The 19,287-nt window shown below is 74.3% G+C and carries 19 protein-coding genes and 6 tRNA genes; 14 read left to right on the forward strand and 11 right to left on the reverse strand.

All coding sequences use genetic code 11. From position 1 onward, the window contains the following. Positions 1-123 precede the first annotated feature (123 nt). The 4 genes from O7599_RS33705 (at position 124) to O7599_RS33720 (ending at position 2,404) form a co-directional block, all read left to right on the forward strand. The gene (locus tag O7599_RS33705; RefSeq protein ID WP_281619393.1) at positions 124-378 is read left to right on the forward strand and encodes a hypothetical protein; all 255 of its coding nucleotides are present in this window, start codon (positions 124-126) and stop codon (positions 376-378) included. A gap of 184 nt (positions 379-562) precedes the next feature. Then, on the forward strand, positions 563-769 hold the full coding sequence (locus O7599_RS33710; protein ID WP_281619394.1) for a hypothetical protein: 207 nt from the start codon (positions 563-565) through the stop codon (positions 767-769). A gap of 294 nt (positions 770-1,063) precedes the next feature. Beyond that, the gene (locus O7599_RS33715) at positions 1,064-2,053 is read left to right on the forward strand and encodes a phosphotransferase (RefSeq protein ID WP_281619395.1); all 990 of its coding nucleotides are present in this window, start codon (positions 1,064-1,066) and stop codon (positions 2,051-2,053) included. 66 nt (positions 2,054-2,119) lie between these two features. Further along, positions 2,120-2,404, forward strand: a complete 285-nt coding sequence (locus tag O7599_RS33720; RefSeq protein ID WP_281619396.1) for a zf-TFIIB domain-containing protein — start codon at positions 2,120-2,122, stop codon at positions 2,402-2,404. 93 nt (positions 2,405-2,497) lie between these two features. Here O7599_RS33720 and O7599_RS33725 read toward each other — a convergent pair. The 6 genes from O7599_RS33725 to O7599_RS33750 all read right to left on the reverse strand — a co-directional run bounded on the left by O7599_RS33725 (position 2,498) and on the right by O7599_RS33750 (position 6,064). Beyond that, positions 2,498-2,569: transfer RNA gene (locus O7599_RS33725), tRNA-Val, on the reverse strand. A gap of 152 nt (positions 2,570-2,721) precedes the next feature. Then, positions 2,722-3,864 carry a S1 family peptidase gene (locus O7599_RS33730; RefSeq protein ID WP_281619397.1) on the reverse strand — a complete coding sequence of 381 codons (1,143 nt, stop codon included), beginning with the start codon at positions 3,862-3,864 and terminating at the stop codon, positions 2,722-2,724. 212 nt (positions 3,865-4,076) lie between these two features. Then, on the reverse strand, positions 4,077-5,291 hold the full coding sequence (locus tag O7599_RS33735) for a GNAT family N-acetyltransferase (protein WP_281623630.1): 1,215 nt from the start codon (positions 5,289-5,291) through the stop codon (positions 4,077-4,079). A gap of 527 nt (positions 5,292-5,818) precedes the next feature. Next, positions 5,819-5,893 (reverse strand) — tRNA-Val (locus O7599_RS33740). A 1-nt stretch (position 5,894) separates the two neighbouring features. Beyond that, a tRNA-Cys gene (locus tag O7599_RS33745) sits at positions 5,895-5,965 on the reverse strand. A gap of 26 nt (positions 5,966-5,991) precedes the next feature. Beyond that, positions 5,992-6,064, reverse strand: a tRNA-Gly gene (locus tag O7599_RS33750). Positions 6,065-6,227: 163 nt separating this feature from the next. Between O7599_RS33750 and O7599_RS33755 the strand changes: the two genes are divergently transcribed. Genes O7599_RS33755 through O7599_RS33765 form a run of 3 tightly spaced genes read left to right on the forward strand, consistent with a single transcriptional unit; the run spans position 6,228 to position 9,126 of the window. After that, positions 6,228-7,403, forward strand: coding sequence for a chorismate-binding protein (locus tag O7599_RS33755; protein ID WP_281619398.1), 1,176 nt, complete (start codon positions 6,228-6,230; stop codon positions 7,401-7,403). Beyond that, positions 7,400-8,239, forward strand: a complete 840-nt coding sequence (locus O7599_RS33760) for an aminotransferase class IV (RefSeq protein WP_281619399.1) — start codon at positions 7,400-7,402, stop codon at positions 8,237-8,239. Before O7599_RS33755 ends, O7599_RS33760 begins: the two co-directional genes overlap by 4 nt. A 56-nt stretch (positions 8,240-8,295) precedes the next feature. After that, positions 8,296-9,126, forward strand: a complete 831-nt coding sequence (locus tag O7599_RS33765; RefSeq protein WP_281619400.1) for a GNAT family N-acetyltransferase — start codon at positions 8,296-8,298, stop codon at positions 9,124-9,126. An 88-nt stretch (positions 9,127-9,214) separates the two neighbouring features. Here O7599_RS33765 and O7599_RS33770 read toward each other — a convergent pair whose 3' ends face one another. Continuing rightward, on the reverse strand, positions 9,215-9,727 hold the full coding sequence (locus O7599_RS33770) for a DsbA family protein (RefSeq protein WP_281619401.1): 513 nt from the start codon (positions 9,725-9,727) through the stop codon (positions 9,215-9,217). A gap of 127 nt (positions 9,728-9,854) precedes the next feature. On the opposite strand from O7599_RS33770, the gene O7599_RS33775 reads away from it, so the two are divergent. Then, positions 9,855-10,325 (forward strand): hypothetical protein, encoded by a 471-nt coding sequence (locus tag O7599_RS33775; RefSeq protein WP_281619402.1) that lies wholly within the window; start codon positions 9,855-9,857, stop codon positions 10,323-10,325. A 152-nt stretch (positions 10,326-10,477) separates the two neighbouring features. Further along, complete coding sequence (locus O7599_RS33780; protein WP_199850565.1) at positions 10,478-10,630, forward strand: hypothetical protein; 153 nt, start codon at positions 10,478-10,480, stop codon at positions 10,628-10,630. Here the strand turns inward: O7599_RS33780 and O7599_RS33785 are convergent. Then, on the reverse strand, positions 10,617-11,225 hold the full coding sequence (locus O7599_RS33785; protein WP_281619403.1) for a CGNR zinc finger domain-containing protein: 609 nt from the start codon (positions 11,223-11,225) through the stop codon (positions 10,617-10,619). The genes O7599_RS33780 and O7599_RS33785 overlap by 14 nt on opposite strands. 179 nt (positions 11,226-11,404) lie before the next feature. Then, positions 11,405-11,818, reverse strand: coding sequence for an SsgA family sporulation/cell division regulator (locus O7599_RS33790; RefSeq protein ID WP_018836768.1), 414 nt, complete (start codon positions 11,816-11,818; stop codon positions 11,405-11,407). A 311-nt stretch (positions 11,819-12,129) separates the two neighbouring features. Between O7599_RS33790 and O7599_RS33795 the strand changes: the two genes are divergently transcribed. Together O7599_RS33795 and O7599_RS33800 are read left to right on the forward strand one after the other, a co-directional pair. Further along, a tRNA-Val gene (locus O7599_RS33795) sits at positions 12,130-12,201 on the forward strand. 157 nt (positions 12,202-12,358) lie between these two features. Continuing rightward, a tRNA-Val gene (locus O7599_RS33800) sits at positions 12,359-12,430 on the forward strand. A gap of 314 nt (positions 12,431-12,744) precedes the next feature. Here the strand turns inward: O7599_RS33800 and O7599_RS33805 are convergent. Then, positions 12,745-13,473 (reverse strand): exonuclease domain-containing protein, encoded by a 729-nt coding sequence (locus tag O7599_RS33805; RefSeq protein WP_281619404.1) that lies wholly within the window; start codon positions 13,471-13,473, stop codon positions 12,745-12,747. 528 nt (positions 13,474-14,001) lie between these two features. On the opposite strand from O7599_RS33805, the gene O7599_RS33810 reads away from it, so the two are divergent. The 3 genes from O7599_RS33810 (at position 14,002) to O7599_RS33820 (ending at position 17,881) form a co-directional block, all read left to right on the forward strand. Beyond that, positions 14,002-15,162 carry a hypothetical protein gene (locus O7599_RS33810; RefSeq protein ID WP_281619405.1) on the forward strand — a complete coding sequence of 387 codons (1,161 nt, stop codon included), beginning with the start codon at positions 14,002-14,004 and terminating at the stop codon, positions 15,160-15,162. 113 nt (positions 15,163-15,275) lie between these two features. After that, on the forward strand, positions 15,276-17,258 hold the full coding sequence (thrS, locus tag O7599_RS33815; RefSeq protein WP_281619406.1) for a threonine--tRNA ligase: 1,983 nt from the start codon (positions 15,276-15,278) through the stop codon (positions 17,256-17,258). A 62-nt stretch (positions 17,259-17,320) separates the two neighbouring features. Continuing rightward, positions 17,321-17,881 carry an HIT domain-containing protein gene (locus tag O7599_RS33820; RefSeq protein ID WP_281619407.1) on the forward strand — a complete coding sequence of 187 codons (561 nt, stop codon included), beginning with the start codon at positions 17,321-17,323 and terminating at the stop codon, positions 17,879-17,881. 185 nt (positions 17,882-18,066) lie between these two features. Here the strand turns inward: O7599_RS33820 and O7599_RS33825 are convergent, their stop codons facing one another. Beyond that, positions 18,067-19,263, reverse strand: a complete 1,197-nt coding sequence (locus O7599_RS33825; RefSeq protein ID WP_281619408.1) for an aminotransferase class I/II-fold pyridoxal phosphate-dependent enzyme — start codon at positions 19,261-19,263, stop codon at positions 18,067-18,069. Positions 19,264-19,287: the final 24 nt, after the last annotated feature.

Raw genomic sequence — 19,287 nt, forward strand, 5'->3', positions numbered from 1 at the left:
GGACTTGACCGCCGCTCGCGCTGGCAGGGCGCAGTGCGGCGGGCCGAATTGTCAGTCCCGGGTGGGATCCTGGAGGTATGGCCGGGCCCAAGTGCGGCCCCTAGGAAGGGGGATGCGGGACAGGTGAAGGGCGATCGAGTGGAGATAGTCGTGGACGCGGGGGACACGACGCGGACGTACCAGGTGGTGGCCTCGCGCGCCGGCCGGAGGGTCGAGACGACGGTGCGCAGGGGAGTGGTCGAGGTGACGGAGGTGACGCGCAGCGGTTCCGTGGTGCGCACGGCGCGGTTCATGGCCGCCAGGGTGCTCGCCCTGGTGGAGCATCCCGTGCCGCGCGTGGACGGCGTGGCCCCCCTCGGGGAAGACCCTGGGACGTAGTACGCGGTCTCCACCCATGGGAGTAGCGACTTCGCGCCGCAGTCATCCTCCGGGAGGCCAGGCAATCGGTACGCGGGCATGACGACCCGCGCCGATCATTTCCCTAATGTTGTCGTCAAGCGGCGGGCGCAGCACTCGTCCCCCGAGGTCGGACGCCCGCCGCCCCAGCACAGGAGTGGGAGCCATGGAGAGAACAGCGGAGCACGCCGCACGGCCCGAGGCCGTCGCAGGGGCGCTCGCCGCGTTCGGCGCACAGCCGTCGGAGCGCCGGCACCCGCTGGTCGCCCTCGCCATGGTGCTGCCCTTCGCGATCGTCCTCACCGTCGTCTTCGGCGGCTGGGAGGCGGTCATCACACATGCGTCGTCCGTGGCCGGAATGATGGGGCGCTAGCCCCGTCAGGCCCGGGAGAGCGGCCCGGGCCGGGGACAGCCGGCTCAGCCCCGTGGGGACGGGGGTGCGGCGGACGGACGTGTACGCCCGGGCGTCTGGGGAGACGCCCGGGCTACGCGTTTTCCGGACCCGGTGCGGGCCGCGCATCGCGGAGTCCGCGGGATGCGGCCGATCCGTACGCACACCCGGCACCGACGGCACGACGATCGGTGCGCCCGCGTGTCCGGAGCTTCCTCTCCACGGAGCCCGTCACGTTCGTGCAGGCCGTCGCGGTACGGCGCCTAGGATGAGCCCGTGCGCACACGCCTCGTGGACCGGCTGGCGGAGCTGAGCCGCGGTGCCGGCGAGCCCGTGGTGATCGCCGACGGCCCGGACGTGACCGTCGTACGCGACGGGGGGACCGTACTCAAGGCGCACGCCCCGCGGCTCGACCCCGCGGCCCTCGCCGTCCGGCTGCGGGTGGCCGCGCACCCGCTGCTCGCGGGCATACTGCTGGCGCCTCTCGGCGGGCTGACCGGTCCCGTCGAGGGCAGGCAGGTGAGCCGCTGGCCGTACGGGACCACGGTTGCGCCGGACGCTCCCGAAGCGGCGCCGTGGCGGGCGGCGGGGCGGCTGACGGCCCGGCTCCACGCGGTACCGGCGGACCGGCTGCCGGGTCCGCTGCCCCCGATGTCCGGCCAGGCGAACGCGGCCCGCGCCCTGGCGGCACTCCGCGCGACGCTCACCGTCCCCGCGCCCCGCGCGCCCGCGCCGCGCACGCCCGCGGACCCGGGCCCGGCCCCGGCACGTACTCCCGCCGCCGCACTCGTCCTGCGGGCCTGGGAGCGCCTGCCCGCGTGGGCCCGGGACGAGGAGCCCCGAGCCCGGCCCCGCGCCCTCCTCTGCCACGGCGACCTCCATCTCGGCCAACTCGTGCGCCATCCCGCCCCCGACGGGCCCTGGCACCTCATCGACGTCGACGACCTCGGCCTCGGCGAGCCCGCCTGGGACCTCGCCCGCCCCGCGGCCGGCTACGCCACCGGGCTCATCCCGGCCGCCGACTGGGCCGCCTTCCTCGCCGGCTACCGCGCCGCCGGCGGCCCCGCCGTCGCCCCCGGGGACGACCTCTGGCCGCCCGAGGTCGACGTGCCGGCCCGCGCCCTGACCGTCCAGCTCGCCGCCCGCGCCCTCGTCGACGCCGTGACGGGCGTGCGGCCCCTGGACGACACCGACCACGACCTGCTCGCCGCCTGCGCGCGTATCGCCGCCATGGGGGACGGGACGCGGCCGGGCGGCGCGACGTAGGCTGTGCAGCCATGGCCGCCGTTCGTCATCCGCGACGGCGGGAGAGTTGAGGAGTTGAGGGCGACCATGCAGTGTCCCAAGTGCCGTGCGCCGATGCAGACGTACAACCGCAACGGCGTGCAGATCGAGCAGTGCAGCGGGTGCCGGGGGATCTTTCTCGACTACGGCGAGCTGGAGACCCTGAGCCGGCTCGAGTCCCAGTGGGCACAGCAGGCCCCGCCGCCCCCGCCGCCGCCCGCCCAGGGCTACCCGCAGCAGGCGCCGGGCTGGGGCGGTGGCCACCACGGCGGCCACGGCGGCCACTACGGTCACCGCAAGGGCGGCTTCTCCCGCATGCTCTTCTCGTCCTGACCCGCGTCCTTCCGCCCCCGCCGCGCGCGGGGGCGGAGCGACCGCACGCCAAAGGGCCGGAGCGAACTACTCCGGCCCTTCGTCCTTCTGAGGTGCGCGGTACTGGGATTGAACCAGTGACCTCTTCCGTGTCAGGGAAGCGCTCTCCCGCTGAGCTAACCGCGCGTGGTTTCTGCGGCTAGATACTTCCACGCGCTGACCGCCATCGCAAGTCCATGATCATCGTATGCCGGTACGGCCCGTGCCACCCGCCGGCGGGCGGGCGGCACGGGCGAGCGGTCACCGGCGAGGGGCCGGTGCCACGGGGTGCGGTCGCGCTACGCGGTGTGCAGCGTCAGCCCGTAGCGGCCGAGGATCTCGTTGACCGGCTGGTACCAGGTCTCGCCGCCGCTGCTGCAGTTGCCCCAGCCGCCGGACGTGACGCCCTGCGCCTGGTCGCCGCTGATGTACGAGCCGCCGGAGTCGCCGCCTTCCGCGCAGACGCTCGTCTTGGTCAACTGGTGGACGACGGCGCCGCCGCTGTAGTTGACCGTCTCGTTCTTGGCCAGCAGCGTGCCGCAGTGCCAGCGCGTGGTGGAGCCGGAGCGGCAGATGGAGGCGCCCACCGGGGCCTCCGCGGAGCCGCGGACGAGCTGGTCGGGCACGGTGCCCCAGCCGAGGACCACGGGCACGGTCCACCAGCCGCTGCCGACGTTGACCCAGGCGTAGTCGTTGTCGGGGAACGACGAGCCCTGGAAGGTGCCGATGTGCGAGCCGTCCCAGCCGCGCACCGCCGCGCCCACGCCGCCGCAGTGGCCGGCGGTGACGAAGCCGCCGTGCACCGAGAAGCCGATGGAGCAGCGGACGTTGCCCGTGTAGTACGGGTCCCCGCCGACGGTTCCGGCGGCGAAGGTGCCCGGCGCCTCGGCGACCGTCCCGACCTCGACGGGGCCCGCGGCGCGGGCCCGGGCGAGGAACGCGCGGACGGCGGCGTCGTCGCGGCGGTCGGCGACGACGTCGACCCGGACGCCGTTGGCGCGCGCGTCGACGCGCCAACTGGCCACCCCGGCGGGCGCGGAGAGCCCGTCGAGGCGCTTCAACGTGGCGTCCAGCTCGGCGGCGCTGTGCTCGACGACGCGGACGTCCGCGCCCGTCGCCCGTACCGCGTCGGCGTGCCGCGCGGAGGTGACGGCGACGGTGAGCCGGCCGCTGTCCGCGTCGAACCAGGAGCCGCCGTAGGCGGATCCGGCGGCGCGCTCGGCCTTCTTCTCGACCGCGGCCGCCCGGCGTTCGTCGGCCAGCCGCTCCCGGGCCTGGTCGGGCGTCAGGCCGAGATCCCGCTCCAGCGCGGTCAGCAGGCCGGGCGAGAGCCGCTGCGCGGAGTCCGCGCCGGCGGCCGGGGCGAGGGCGGCGGCGCCGCCCCAGGTGCTCAGCAACAGGAGTGCGGACAGGCCGAGCCTTAATCCGAAGGTGCGTCTCACGATGGCGGACCTTTCTGTAGTTCCCTCATGTCGAGTGGGGGTGGAACACAGATGGTTGAGAGCGCTCTCAATCGGCGCGCTGTCACCACAGCACGGGCCCGCATGTTTGTCCAGACCTTTCGCAGGCGCGACGAGGCGCCGCCCGGACCCGCACGGGACCGGGCGGCGCCTGCCAACCGCCTTGCGGCGTACGTCTCTTCGGGCGTGCCGCGCTAGAACTCCTCGACGGTGTGCGGCAGCAGCGGCGTGCGCAGCGCCGCGTCGAGCGCGTCGGCCGCGCCCGCGGTGTGCTCGGTCGCCAGGCCGGCGCCGACGGCCGCGGCGAGGGTGGTGCCGCCGAGGTAGGCGGCGGACAGGTCGCGTACGTCGACGGTGAGGTCCGGCACCGCGTCGGACGTCTCGTACGCGGCCGGAGCGCCGGGCGCGGCGGTGAGCCGGTAGGTGCCGGCGTTGGCCGGCATCGCGGTGTCCGTCACCGCCAGCACGACGTCCGCCGCGGCGGCCCAGGAGCGCAGCCGCAGGGCCGTGCCGACGTCGGTCAGCCGCACCCACAGCGCCGGGAAGGTGCTCGTGACCCGTACCTGGTCGCGGTCGGCGGCGAAGAGCAGCAGGGGGTCGTCGAGCGGGCGGCCCCAGGCGCGTACCGTGCCGGTCAGGTCGAGGGAGACGAGGTAGCGCCACAGCGCCGCGGCCACGGCCGGGGTGTCCGCCTCCAGCTCGTCCAGGCGTACCAGGCCCGGGGAGCCGGGGCGGTCGCCCTCGTCCTTCGTACGGTAGACGGCGTAGCCGGCGAGGGGGTCGCCGAGGGCGACGACGCGCGGCCGGGAGAAGTCCTCGTCGTCCGGATCCTGTTCGACCATCCACTCCTTGGCCCACCACTCCTCGCTGCGCGCGGGCCGGCCGCCGCGCGCCGCGCGGGTGCGGTCGTAGTAGGGGCCGAGCAGCGCGGGCGCCGCGGCCGGGTCGACCAGCCGCAGGGGCCGCTCGTCGGGGGTGATCCGCAGCCGCAGTGCCTCCCGGGAGTCGATCTCGACGGTCGCGCCGTACGTGCCGGGGCCGAAGCCGAACCGCCCGTAGATGGCGGTCTCCGACGCCCACAGCGCCGCCATCGGCCAGCCCTCGGCCGTGCACCGCGCGAACAGCTCGGCGATCATCCCGGAGAGCACCCCGCGACGCCGGTGGGTGGGCGCGACGGAGACGAACGTCAGGCTGGGGCAGGGGAGTTCGGCGCCGGGGACGGCCATGGTGAACGGCAGTGTGGCGACCATGCCGACCAGCGTGTCCGCGTCGTACGCGCCGATGCGCAGGCAGCCGGCCAGGAGTTCGTGATGGCGTTTGCGAAGCGCGTCCTCGGGCTTCTCGTGGAAGACCAGATAGGCCAGTTCCTGCGCCCGGTCGATGTCACTTTCGGGTATTTCACGGAACACAATGGCAGCACGGTCGTTCATATTCCGACACTATCCGTCACACCCGAACCGCGCACATCGCTTTCCTGTCAGGCTCGGGACCCGCGCGGGTCGCCCTTCGGCTCCGGGGGGCGGGGGCGGAGCCCTCGCAGAAGCGACGAAGCCGACCCGGCCCGCGCGTTCCGCGGGCGCAGGTCGGCTGTCGGCTCCGGGGGTGCGGGGGCGGAGCCCCTGCAGAAGCGACGAAGCCGACCCGGCCCGCGCGTTCCGCGGGCGCAGGTCGGCTGTCGGCTCCGGGGGTGCGGGGGCGGAGCCCCCGTAGAAGCGACGAAGCCGACCCGGCCCGCGCGTTCCGCGGGCGCAGGTCGGCTGTCGGCTCCGGGGGTGCGGGGGCGGAGCCCCTGCAGAAGCGACGAAGCCGACCCGGCCCGCGCGTTCCGCGGGTACAGGTCGGCTGTCGGCTCCGGGGGTGCGGGGGCGGAGCCCCTGCAGAAGCGACGAAGCCGACCCGGCCCGCGCGTTCCGCGGGCGCAGGTCGGCTGTCGGCTTGGTGGACGATACTGGGATTGAACCAGTGACCCCTTCCGTGTCAGGGAAGTGCTCTCCCGCTGAGCTAATCGTCCGAGGTGGAGACGGGATTTGAACCCGTGTAGACGGCTTTGCAGGCCGTTGCCTCGCCTCTCGGCCACTCCACCGGCGGGGGCCCGGGAGACCCCCATCGAGCGGACGACGAGATTCGAACTCGCGACCCTCACCTTGGCAAGGTGATGCTCTACCAACTGAGCTACGTCCGCCGGTCGTGCTCCGAAGGCGCCGGTGGGGCGCTTCCGGTAGTAGTCATGAACCTTAGCGGATTCCGGAGCCAGCTCAAATTCGTTTCCCCCACGCGTCCGGCCCCGCCCCGCCCGGCCCGCGCCGGGCCGGGCGGGGGCTCCGCCGCCGCCTTAGACTCACGGCGTGCCCCGCCTCGCCCCGCTCGCCCGCTTCGGCGGTCTCGTCGCCTCCGACCTGCGCGACGTGACCGGCGACCCGGCCGCGCTCGACTCGTCGGGCTGGTGGGCCGTCGTCGTCGGGTACGAGGGCCGGACGGTGTGCGCGCGCTTCGGGGACGTACGCCCCGATCCGCACCCGCCCGCCCGCCGCGCGCGCCGCTGGCGCGGCCCCGGCGCCGCGTGCTGGACCAGCTCGCTCGACCGCGCCGGGTACGTCGCGGGGGTGCACCGCATACGGGAGCGCATCGCCGCCGGCGACGTCTACCAGGTCAACCTCTGCCGCATCCTCACCGCCCCGCTCCCCGGCCCGGGAAGCTCCACCGGCGCACCCGACGCAGCCTCCAAATGCGACACAGCCGACACAGCCGACACAGCCGACACAGCCGACACAGCCGACACAGCCGACACAGCCGACACAGCCGACACAGCCGACGTCGACGCCCTCGCCGCCGTCCTCGCCCGCGGCAACCCCGCCCCGTACGCCGGCGTCGTCCGGCTGCCCGCGCACGGCGTCGAGGTCGCCACCGCCTCGCCCGAGCTGTACCTGCGCCGCGCCGGCCGCACCGTCGAGTCCGGCCCGATCAAGGGCACCGGCCGCACCGCCGCCGACCTCACCGCGAAGGACCGCGCCGAGAACGTCATGATCGTCGACCTCGTCCGCAACGACCTCGGCCGCGTCTGCACCACCGGCTCCGTCACCGTGCCCGCGCTGTGCGCGGTCGAGGAGCACCCCGGCCTCGTCCACCTCGTCTCCACCGTCCGCGGCGAGCTGGCCCCCGGCGCCGGCTGGGCCGAGCTGATCGGCGCCACCTTCCCGGCCGGCTCCATCACCGGCGCACCGAAGAGCAGCGCGCTGCGGCTCATCGACGAGCTGGAGACCGCCCCCCGCGGCCCGTACTGCGGCGGCGTCGGCTGGGTCGACGCCGATCGCGGCACGGGCGAACTGGCCGTCGGCATCCGCACGTTCTGGATCGACCGCGCCGTCGCCGGCGGCCCCGTGCTGCGCTTCGGCACCGGCGCGGGCATCACCTGGGGCTCGGATCCGGGGCGGGAGTGGCGGGAGACCGAACTGAAGGCGGCCCGGCTGCTCGCGGTAGCGTCGGAGGGGGAAGTCACGAGTGAAGGGACCGTACGTCCATGAAGGTCTGGCTCGACGGCGGGCTGCGCGAGGTCGCCGAGGCACGGGTGTCCGTCTTCGACCACGGCATCACCGTGGGCGACGGCGTCTTCGAGACGCTGAAGGCCACCGGCGGCACCGCCTTCGCCCTCACCCGGCACCTGGAGCGCCTGGCCCGCTCCGCCCGCGGCCTCGGCCTGCCCGAGCCCGACCTGGACGAGGTGCGCCGGGCCTGCGCCGCGGTGCTGGCCGCCGAGCCCGTGCCGCACGGCCGGCTGCGCATCACGTACACCGGCGGCGCCGCGCCCCTGTCCTCCCACCGCAGTGACGCGGACGACAGCCGGCCCACCCTGGTCGTCGCCCTCGCCGCCGCCGCGCCGCGGCCGGACGAGACGGACGTCGTCACCGTGCCCTGGACGCGCAACGAGCGCGGGGCCGTCACGGGCCTGAAGACCACGTCGTACGCGGAGAACGTCGTCGCGCTGGCCCGCGCGCACGACGGCGGCGCCAGCGAAGCGCTCCTCGCCAACACCCGCGACCGGCTCTGCGAGGGCACCGGCTCCAACGTCTTCGTCGTCCTCGACGGCGAAGTGCACACCCCGCCGCTCGCCTCCGGCTGCCTGGCCGGCATCACGCGGCGGCTGCTGCTGGAGTGGACCGGCGCCCGGGAGACGGACCTGCCGTTCTCGGTGCTCGCGCCGGGCGGCGGGGCGGAGGAGGTCTTCCTGACGTCCTCGCTCCGCGACGTCCAGGCCGTACGCCATCTCGACGGCCGTGAACTGCCCGGGGTGCACGGGCCGGTCACGGCGAAGGCGATGCAGGTGTTCGCCGAGCGGTCGGCGGCGGACGTCGACCCGTAACGGCGCCGGACGACCGGGAGCGGAACGCCGAGCGGTGCGAGGACGGAGGGGATGCGATGACGACCCACCTGCGCCCGGCCGGAGCCGAGCGGCGTGAGCCGGACGGCGGCCGGACGCGGTCGTACGCCGTGTGCGTCAACGGCCGCCCGGTCGGCGACGTCGAGCTGGCCACCGACCCGCGCCTCGGCCCCGCCACCGGCCGGGTCCGCACCCTGCGGATCCGCAGGCCCGAGCGGCACCGCGGGCGCGGCACGGTGGCGGCGCTCGCGGCCGAGGAGGTGCTGCGGAGCTGGGGCTGCCGGGAGGTCGTGCTCAGCCTGGACGCCCGCGCGGACATCGGCCTGCGGCTGGCCGCGGCGCTGGGCTACACGGAGACCGGCCGGACGCTGGACAAGGAGCCGGGCGAGGCGCCGGAGCCGCCGCCGCACGCCGTGGTGCGGCCGCTCACGGCGGCCGAGTACCCGGACTGGCTGACCGCGGAGACGCAGGCGTACGCCCGGCGGTGGCTGACGCGGGGGATGGCGCCCGACGAGGCGCTGCGCCGCTCGCGCGCCCTCCACGACGACCTGCTGCCCGCGGGCGCCGCCACCCCGGACGCGGCGCTGCGCGTCCTGGAGCACGGCGGGGTGGCGGTGGGCACGGTCTGGATCGCCCTGCGGCCCCGGATCGCCGCCGGGGGATACGTCCACTCGGTCACGGTCGCGCCCGAGCACCGGGGGAGGGGCCACGGCCGCACGCTGCTGCTCGCCGCGGAGCGTGAGTGCCGGGCGGCCGGGCTGCGCACCGTGGGGCTGCACGTCCTCGCCGGGAACGAGGTGGCACTGCGGCTGTGCGAGTCGATGGGCTACCGCCCCGCGGCGTACCACCTGAGCAAACCCCTGATCTGAGCGGGTGCCGTACGCCCTCCTCCCCGGCCCGGCCGCGGCGCCCGCCCACGGGTCCGACCAGGCGCGGTCCGGCCCGCCGCTCCCCGTCTCAGTCCGCCGCGGCCAGCAGGCGGTCGGTGATCTCCTCGATCCGCTCCCGCAGCCCTTCCTGGCTCTTGCCGCCGTCCAGGCGCTCGCCCCCGACGACGTACGTCGGCGTCCCCGTCACCCCGATCGCCCTGCCCTCCGCGACGTCGGCGTCCACGACCAGGAAGTGCCGCCCGTCCACGAGCGCCGTCTCCACCTCCGCCGCGTTCAGGCCCAGTTCCCGCGCCGTCTCGACCAGCAGAGGCTCGCCCCGCTTGCCGAACTCCTCCGCCCGCGCCAGCACGGCCTCCGTGTACTCCCAGCCCTTCCCCTGCGCGACGGCCTCCTCGGCGGCCTGGGCGCCCGCCATCGCGTGCTGGTGCTTGTCCAGCGGGAAGTGGCGCAGCCGGATGTCGAGCCGGTCCCCGTAGCGCTCCCGCAGCGCGCGCAGGTCGGCGAGCGCCGACCGGCAGTCCGGACACTGCAGCTCGCACCACACGTCGAGGACGGGTGCGCCGTTCACATCGTTCTCCATGGCGTCAGTCTTCCAGGCCCCGCGGCGTACCGCCGTCTCGGTCCTGCGGACGAGCCGGACCCGGAGATGTCCCCCATGCCGTGCCGCACCATGGCAATCGCGGCGCGTTCCGGTGCACGATGGAAGCATGTTCACCACCACGGTCTGCGCCGCGCTCTCCGCGGCGGGGCTCGCGATCTCGTTGCTGACCGCATACCGGCGAAGGTTCCGGCGGGCGACGAAGATCGCCGCCCTGTCGCTGGTGCCGGTCGGCCTGGCCATGGCGGGGCTGGTCGAGCTCGGCGGCAAGGTCGGCGAGGCCGTCGGGGACTGGGCGACCGACCTCGCCTTCAAGCCGTCGGTCTGGGGCGGCTTCGGCGTGCTGGCGGTCGCCGTCGTGCTGTGGGTCGGTCAGCGGCTCGTCGGCGAGCGCGCCAAGCGCAAGGCGGGCGGGAGCGCCCCCGCGGCGGCACCCTCGGCATCCCGGCCCGCGCTCGGCGGCGGCCGGGCCGGCAAGTCGCGCGGCTCGGCGCCGGCGACGACCGGGCGGCGGGGGTCCGGCTCCGGGGACGAGGACTTCTCCGACATCGAGGCCATCCTGAAGAAGCACGGAATCTGACGCTACGGGCCCGTCGAACTACCCTGCGCAGCCGGTAAGTCGATCTCCATCGGCAAGAACCGATCATGCGCGGCCGATCTTCGTGAACGGGCCGTCTTTTCCTGGCGTGTTGCCCACATGGGTATGCGCCGCTGCGCAATTATCTGCGCGAGATGAACGACCACACGCCCGCACCGCGGCCTCCCGCCCCCGCCGAGCCCCGCGGCTGCCTCTTCGCCCTGTCCCAGCCGCCGTTGATGCTCTTTCTCACCGTCGTGGGCGTGCTGATCTTCGGCACCTCGGTCTACGACCTCATCGGGTGGTGAGTGCCGCCCCGGTCCCCGGCCCGTTCGCGTGCTCGGCCGCCGCCTCGCGCTGCCGGGCGCGGTACGCCGCCACGTGCAGCCGGTTGCCGCAGGTGCGGCTGGAGCAGTAGCGGCGGGAGCGGTTGCGCGAGTAGTCGACGAAGGCCCGGCCGCAGTCCGGCGCCTCGCAGCGGCGCAGCCGCTCGCGCTCGCCGGCGACGACGAGGAACGCCAGCGCCATCCCGCCGTCCGCGGCGAGGTGCTCGGCGACGGACGCGCCGGGCGCGAAGTAGTGCACGTGCCAGTCGTAGCCGTCGTGGTCCGTGAGCTGCGGCGTGGTGCCGGCGGCGGCCACGATCGCGTTGAGCCGCTCCGCCGCCGCCCGGTCGTCCGGGGCGGCGAAGACGGCCGAGAGGTCGCTCCGTACGGCACGGACCGCGGCCACGTCGGAGCGGCAGAGTGCGTCGATGCCGCTGATCCCGTGCTCGTCGACGAACGCCTGGAGCGCCCCCACGTCCACGAGCGCGTCCGCTTCCTCGCCCCCGTCCCCGGTGTCGGTGTTCAAGAGCGCCACGACGATGTCGAGCGCGCACCGGGTGTCGTGATTGATCAGCACCGTGTTCCGCTCCCCTGGTCGGGCCGCGCGTTCCCCTGGCCGGTCTGACGCCGACTCTAGCCAAAACGTGACACCGCCGTCGCCCACGGTGGGGACGACGGCGGTGCCTGAGACGACTGTCGGGTCGGGTCCGGCCGTCTCCCCGAGGCTGACGGCTACGGACGGTGAGGTCGGGGGGCTCAGCTCTCCGCGAGGATGTGCGAGAGCTCGGTGTCGAGGTCGAAGTGGCGTGGCTCCGTCCCGGGCGGCACGGCGGCGTCCGTGCGCTTCAGGAAGGACTCCAGCGCCCGCGCGGGCGCTTCGAGCAGTGCCTCGCCCTCGGGCGAGCTGAGGGCGATGCAGACGACGCCCTGGCCGTGACTTCTGGACGGCCAGACGCGGACGTCTCCGGTGCCGGTCGGGCGGTGGAGCCCTTCGGCGAGCAGATCGCGGGCGAACACCCATTCGACCGTCTCTTCTGCGCCCGTGTGGAAGGTGGCGTGCACGGCGTAAGGATCCGCGGTGTCGTACCGCAGACCTGCGGGGACAGGCAGGGAAGACTCGCTCGACACAACGAGGCGCAGGTGCAGCTCGCAGCTGACCGTGTGGTTCATAAGCGCCAGGGCCTTTCGCTCAGTGTGCGCTCGGGGATTCGCACGTCGGCGAAGTCGACATGCCACCTACCGGGGCGTTGTAAACCCCTCTGACTGTTTTGTGATGTTTTTCGTAGTTCGTACGGCCTAGTGACGGTTCTCGGAGCAGGGCCGTTCCGGTGAACTCTGCGGCACGGATAGTTTGGGCTCCATCGATGCGGAGAGTAACGAGAATCGGGCGCAGTGTGACGGAGGCGCGCGGAGGCGCGTCGGCGAAGGCCGGTTCAGGGGCGCACGGGGATGCTCACATCGGGTAACGTGGTCTCCCGTACGGGCGATTAGCTCAGGGGGAGAGCGCTTCGTTCACACCGAAGAGGTCACTGGTTCGATCCCAGTATCGCCCACGAGTCGATCGGCGACCCGTACCCGCGAACCGTGCGGGTACGGGTCGCCGATCGGTGTTTCCGGGCACCTGTGACGCGTGGGCGGGGGCGTCGCAACGGGTTTGAACACCCGGCCCGGCGCCATGTATGGTTCTGGCCGCGCCACCACGGCGTTCCGGGGCGATTAGCTCAGGGGGAGAGCGCTTCGTTCACACCGAAGAGGTCACTGGTTCGATCCCAGTATCGCCCACATAACCGACAGCCGGCCTGTGCCCGCGGAACGCGCGGGCCGGGTCGGTTTCGTCGCTTCTGCGGGGGCTCCGCCCCCGCACCCCCGGAGCCGACAGCCGGCCTGTGCCCGCGGAACGCGCGGGCCGGGTCGGTTTCGTCGCTTCTGCGGGGGCTCCGCCCCCGCAGCCCCGGAGCCGACAGCCGGCCTGTGCCCGCGGAACGCGCGGGCGGGGTCGGCTTTGTCGTTGCTGCGGGGGCTCCGCCCCCCGCACCCCCGGGAGAGGGCCGTTCCGCATCGTGCGGGACGGCCCTCAGTCGTGAGTCGCGCCCGGGTCAAGCCGCCGTCGCCAGGCCGCTCGTGCGCAACGGCCAGGCCGGGTCGCAGCGTTCGTCCGAGCCCGTGTGGGCGAACCACGCGGTCAGGCCGCGGGCCTGCGCGCCGTGCCAGACCGCCTGCCGCGCGTGCAACTCCGGTGCGCTCAGCTCGCCCAGCCGTTCCGCGTGGCGCTGGCCGATGGCCCGTACGAGACGCAGCGCCGCCGTGGCGTCCGCCCCCGCCTCGTGGGCGCCGGCCGTCTCCACGCCGTAGTGCTCGCACAGCGCCGTCAGCGTGCGGCGGCCCTTGCGGTAGCGGTCGAGGTGCCGGTCCAGCACCAGCGGGTCCAGCACGCACAGCGGCGCGCCGCCGAGGTACTTCGGCAGCGAGGAGGCGCGGTGCCGGCGTAACTCGCGGTCCAGCAGCGTCAGATCGAACGGGGCGTTCATCACCACCAGCGGCACGTGCCCCGCGCACTGCGCCGCCAGCGCCTTGCCGACCTCCTCCATCACCGGCGCCGGCCACCGGCCCAGGCGCTGCAGATGCGCCAGCGTCAGCCCGTGGACCGCGGTGGCCGCCGCCGGGATCTCCACGTCCGGGGAGACGAGCCAGGAGGTGCAGCGCGGCGGCGAAGTGATGTGGGGCTGCACAACGACGGCTGCGGAGAGTATTCGGTCGTGCTCCACGTCCGCGCCGGTGGTCTCGGTGTCGAAGGCCGCGAGCGGCCCCTCGTACCAGAGCGTCATCAGCCCCAACTCCCTGGACTTTTACGGGTGGTGGGGTCTGGCCCACCGCCCGGGTGATACCCGCAACACCCCCCGTTCGAACAATGGTTGTTTGGCGGGGAGTCGGCGCGGTGACAACAGAGAGTGAGGGCCGGGACGCCTCGGCCGCCCGCGGCGGGGCCGGCCCCCCGTCAGCTACCGACAGCGCGTGGAAGGCAGTTGGGCCATGGCCCGCACACGGCCTGCACCGCGCGGCCCGTTCCCCGAGCGGGCCGCGCCACGGCGCGGCGCTCCCGCCGTGACGGCGGCTCCCGAGACGCCGCGCACCGCCTCTCCGCGCGCGGTCGTTGCCGCTGCCCGCTGCGCTCCGGCGCAGCCCTTCCCCGGCAGCGGCACCGACCGGCCGGCCCGCTCACGGTCCGCGCGCGACCGGCCGGAGCCGCGGCACCGCCGCCGGGCCGCGCCGGTCCGCCGCGCCGCGGTCCCCGCCGACGGCGACCGCGGGCGCCGCGGAACCGTGACGCGGGCCGGCCGGGGAGGGAGACCCTGATGTACCGGCAGCCCCCGGAGCCCGACCCCGACCACACGGACCCCGCCGTGCTCGGCGCCCTCCTCGCCCGCCATGGCTGGCGCCGGCACGGCGGTTCCACCGGCCGGTACGCGCGCTTCACCCCGCCCGGCGACGCGCCGGGCGGGGCCGGCGTCCTCGTACCGGCCGACCGCGCCTTCCCCGACTGCACCGACCTGCTCGCCGAGGCGCTCACCGCGCTGGCCCGCAGCCCCGAGCCGTCCGCCCCGCTCGTGCTCACCGCCCTGGCCGTGCCCAGCGACGAGATGAGCTGGGAGTACGGCGCCGAGCGGCGGGCCGGCCCCGCCCGGTGGGCCGACGCCGAGCGGCTGTCCGCCGCCGCCCGCGCCATGCTGCTGGCCGGCGCGCTCGCCGCCCGGCGCCCCGCGGGGTTCCACGGCGCCCGGCTGCGCCCGCACGCCGCCCGGGACGTCGAGCAGACCCTGCTCGGCCCCGGCGCCCACGCCGCCCGCCTCACCGCCTTCGTCCCGGCGCCGGAGGGCCGCGCGGTCACCACCACCCTGCTCCGCGCCCTGCGCGGCACCCGCGCCGCGGTCGACCGCCAGCACGCCACCGGCGGCATGGAAGCCTTCGACAACGCGGTCGAACTCGGCGTCTGCCACGAGCTGACCGAGGCCCTGACCGCTCTCGTGCGCGGCACGGACGGCGTGCGCATCACCCTGGCCTGGGCCCCCGCGCACCCGCCGCCGCGGGGCTTCACCGCCGCCCCCGAGCCGGTGGAGTTCACCCCCGGCGACATCCCGGCCCTGCAGCGGGCCGCCATGCGCTACCGGCACCGGGAGCCCTCCCTCCCGGTCCGGATCACCGCAGCCGTCACCCGGCTCAGCCGGTCGGCAGCCACCGGCCCGGGCCGGGTGCGGCTGCGGGTACTCGCGGGAGCGGACGTCACCGAGGTGCGCACGTCGCTCGACGAGGAGTCGTACCGCGTCGCGGGCCGGGCGCACCTGGACGGCGTGCCGGTGCGGCTCAGCGGCCGGCTGGAGAGCCGCGGCGGCTTCCGGCGGCTGACCGGGGCGTCGGGGCTGCGGCCCGTACCGCTCGCGGACGCCGAGATGGACCGGCTGCCGAAGGTGCCGCACGCGCACCTGGAGGTCTTCGACGGCGCGTACGGAGACGGCTGAGGGCGCCCGTCCGCGCACCGGACGCCCGATTTCGCCGCGCACCCCCCGGGCTCGGTACGATTCACGCCGTGCCGCCGCCCGCGCGGCACCCCGTTCCCCGCGAAGGAGACCTCGTGTCCGACGTCCGTGTGATCATCAGCCGCGATGCCGCCGAGCGGGAAGAGCGCGTGGTCACGACGGGCACGACGGCCGCCGAGCTCTTCCCCGGCGAGCGCACCGTGATCGCCGCCCGCGTCGCCGGCGCCCTCAGGGACCTCGCGCACGAAGTCGCCGACGGCGACGTCGTCGAGCCGGTGGAGATCGGCAGCCCCGACGGCCTGGACATCCTGCGCCACTCCACCGCCCACGTCATGGCCCAGGCCGTGCAGGAGCTGTTCCCCGAGGCCAAGCTCGGCATCGGCCCGCCCATCAAGAACGGCTTCTACTACGACTTCGACGTCCCCGAGCCCTTCCACCCCGACGACCTGAAGCGCGTCGAGAAGAAGATGCAGGAGATCGTCAAGCGCGGCCAGCGCTTCTCCCGCCGCGTCACCACCGACGCAGACGCCCGCGAGGAGCTGGCCGCCGAGCCGTACAAGCTGGAGCTGATCGGCCTGAAGGGCAACGCCGCCGACGCCGCGGAAGGCGCGTCCGCTGAGGTCGGGGCCGGCGAGCTGACGATCTACGACAACCTCGACGCCAAGACCGGCGAGCTGTGCTGGAAGGACCTCTGCCGCGGCCCCCACCTGCCGACGACGCGGCTGATCCCCGCGTTCAAGCTGATGCGCTCCGCCGCCGCGTACTGGCGCGGCAGCGAGAAGAACCCGCAGCTCCAGCGGATCTACGGCACCGCCTGGCCGTCGAAGGACGAGCTGAAGGCCCATCTGGAGTTCCTGGCCGAGGCCGAGAAGCGCGACCACCGCAAGCTCGGCACCGAGCTGGACCTCTTCTCCATCCCCGACGACATCGGCTCGGGCCTCGCGGTCTTCCACCCCCGGGGCGGCGTCGTGCGCCGGGTGATGGAGGACTACTCGCGCAGGCGGCACGAGGAGTCGGGCTACGAGTTCGTCTACACCCCGCACGCGACGAAGGGGAAGCTCTTCGAGAAGTCGGGCCACCTGGACTGGTACGCCGACGGCATGTACCCGCCCATGCAGCTCGACGAGGGCCAGGACTACTACCTCAAGCCCATGAACTGCCCCATGCACAACCTGATCTTCGACGCCCGCGGGCGCTCGTACCGCGAGCTGCCGCTGCGCCTCTTCGAGTTCGGGACCGTCTACCGGTACGAGAAGTCCGGCGTCGTGCACGGCCTCACCCGGGCCCGGGGATTCACGCAGGACGACGCGCACATCTACTGCACCAAGGAGCAGATGGCCGGCGAGCTGGACTCGCTGCTGACCTTCGTGCTGAACCTGCTGCGCGACTACGGCCTGGAGGACTTCTACCTGGAGCTGTCCACCAAGGACCCGGAGAAGTCCATCGGCTCCGACGAGGCCTGGGAGGAGGCCACCGAGATCCTGCGCCAGGCCGCCGGCAAGCAGGGCCTGGACCTGGTCATGGACCCCGGCGGGGCGGCGTTCTACGGGCCGAAGATCTCCGTGCAGGCCAAGGACGCCATCGGCAGGACGTGGCAGATGTCCACGATCCAGGTGGACTTCAATCTGCCGGAGCGTTTCGACCTGGAGTACACCGCGGCGGACGGCTCGCGGCAGCGGCCGGTGATGATCCACCGCGCGCTGTTCGGCTCCATCGAGCGGTTCTTCGCCGTGCTGCTGGAGCACTACGCGGGCGCCTTCCCGGCGTGGCTGGCGCCGGTGCAGGTCGTCGGCATCCCGATCGGCGACGACCATGTGCCGTACCTGCAGGAGGTCGCGGCGAAGATGCGGGCCCGCGGGCTGCGCGTCGAGGTCGACTCCTCGTCCGACCGGATGCAGAAGAAGATCAGGAACGCCCAGAAGGCCAAGATCCCGTACATGCTGATCGCGGGCGACGACGACATGGCCAAGGGCGCCGTCTCCTTCCGCTACCGCAGCGGCGAGCAGAACAACGGCGTGCCGATCGACGACGCGATCGACGAGGTGGCCCGCGCGGTGGCCGAGCGCGCCGGGGCCTGATCCGGCGCTCGGCCTTCCCCGCGGGCCGGGCCCGGCGCCCGTCCCGCGGAGAAGCACGCCATATGCTGCTGAGCATGACCAGTGAGCCGGAGCAGCAGCTCGGGGTCGGTACCCCGGATCAGTTCCAGCGGCTGTGGACGCCGCACCGCATGGCGTACATCCAGGGGGAGAACAAGCCCACCGGCACCGCGGCCGGCGACGGGTGCCCGTTCTGCGCGATCCCGGAGAAGTCCGACGAGGACGGGCTGATCCTCGCCCGCGGCGCACAGGTCTACGCGGTGCTGAACCTGTACCCGTACAACGGCGGGCACCTGATGGTCGTCCCCTACCGGCACGTCGCGGACTACACCGAGCTGACCGACGACGAGACCGCCGAGCTGGCCGCCTACACCAAGCGCGCCATGACCGCCCTGCGCACCGCCTCCGGGGCGCAGGGCTTCAACCTCGGCATGAACCAGGGCCCGGTCGCGGGCGCGGGCATCGCCGCGCATCTGCACCAGCACGTGGTGCCGCGGTGGGGCGGGGACACGAACTTCATGCCGGTCGTCAGCCACACCAAGGTGCTGCCCCAACTCCTCGCGGAAACCCGCACCCTGCTCGCCGACGCCTGGCCCGAAGGCTAGCCCTGGCGAACCGCCCGTATCCCGCCAGGGTGAGATTTCCGGTTTCGTGCACACCGGATCCGAAGCCCTTCGGCGGCGGTTTCGGCGCCGGCTGGTGGGGCGGCTTCGACGGTGACGGCGGCGGGGGGTCGTGAGACCCGTACGCCCCGGGCCGCCGGGCGTCGCCGGCCCGGGGCGTACGGCGCTCAGCCCGCCGGCTCCGCCGCCTTCGCCAGCGCCTGCTCCAGGTCCGCCCACAGATCGTCCGGGTGTTCGATGCCCACCGCGACGCGCACCGTGCCCGCGCCGATGTCCATCGCCGCCAGCGCCGTCGCGTCGAGCTGCCGGTGCGAGGTGCTCGCCGGGTGCATGACGAGGGTCTTCACGTCGCCGAGCGACGGGCTCAGCAGCGCCAGCTCCAGCGACTCGACGAACCTGCGCCCCGCGTCCCGGCCGCCCGCCAGGTCGAACGCCAGCACCCCGCCGCCCGCCGCCAGCAGCCGCGCGGCGGTCGCGCGGTCCGGGTGGTCCGGCAGGCCCGGGTGGCGGACACGGGTGACCGCCGGGTGGGCGGCGAGCCGTTCGGCCAGCGTCAGCGCCGTCGCGGACTGCCGCTCGACGCGCAGCGCCAGCGTCGCCATGCCGCGCAGCGTCAGCCACGCCGCGAACGGATCGGCCACCGCGCCCTGTTCCACGGCGTGCGCCCAGACCCGGCGGCGCAGCTCCGCGTCCCGGAAGACGGCCACGCCGCCCAGGACGTCGGCGTGGCCGCCGAGGTACTTGGTCGCCGAGTGGACGACGACGGCGGCGCCGTGCTCGATGGGGCGGCAGAGCAGCGGGGTGGCGAAGGTGTTGTCGACGACGCCGGTGACGCCGGCCTCCGCGGCGGCGGCGAGGAGCGCGGGCAGGTCGGTGACGGCGGTGGTCGGGTTGGCGATGGTCTCCAGGTACAGCACCCGGGTGCGGGGCGTGAGCGCGTCCCGTACCTCGCCCGCGTCCCGGCCGGAGACGTAACTGACCGACACCCCCCAGCGCTCCGCCAGATCGGTCAGCGTCGCGTACGTGCCGCCGTACAGGGAGCGCTGCGCGACGACGTGGTCGCCGGTGGAGAGCAGGCTGAGCAGCACGCCGTTGATCGCGCCCATGCCCGACGCGAACGCCAGCCCGCCGGCGCCCCCTTCGAGGGTGCTGACGGCCTCCTCCAGGGCGCGGACGGTCGGGTTGCCGAAGCGGCTGTAGAGGTACGCGCCGTCCGGGTCGTGGAAGGCGGCGGCCAGCGCGTCGGCGGAGTCGAAGGAGAAGACGTGGCCCTGGTGGATCGGCACGGTCACGGGGCGGCTGCCCTCGGGGACGGGCACGGGCGGGTGGACGGTACGGGTCGAGGGGTGCAGTTCTGCGCTCATGGCGAAAGTCTCCGCGGCGAATGG

The sequence above is a fragment of the Streptomyces sp. WMMC500 genome (assembly GCF_027497195.1).
Lineage (GTDB): Bacteria > Actinomycetota > Actinomycetes > Streptomycetales > Streptomycetaceae > Streptomyces.